The 265-nt window shown below is 41.1% G+C and carries 1 protein-coding gene; it reads left to right on the forward strand.

The genetic code is table 11. The features are described from left to right. Positions 1-140 (forward strand): toxin glutamine deamidase domain-containing protein (locus R0J88_RS20825; protein WP_410900999.1); only part of this gene is annotated, 140 nt, incomplete at its 5' end. Positions 141-265 lie beyond the last annotated feature (125 nt).

Raw genomic sequence — 265 nt, forward strand, 5'->3', positions numbered from 1 at the left:
GTTCGTATGGTCCTGGTCAGCCTGGTCATGTGTTCAATGTCGTAAACCAGAATGGTACTATCAGATTCTTAGATGGGCAGACAGGCAAGGTTGTTGATCTAAGTAAGTTCACATCGTTTAAGTTTTTGAGGACTAACTAGTGATAACTTTTGAAGAATCCATGGAGATGATCAGTAATCATTTGAGTAAGTCTCCAATGCCGCTGGTGATAACATACTCTGAAGGGTTTCCTGATGGGTGGCTATTTTGCTTCAACTCTAAACAG

The organism is Pseudoalteromonas sp. SIMBA_162 (assembly GCF_046535955.1).
Classification (GTDB): domain Bacteria; phylum Pseudomonadota; class Gammaproteobacteria; order Enterobacterales; family Alteromonadaceae; genus Pseudoalteromonas; species Pseudoalteromonas marina.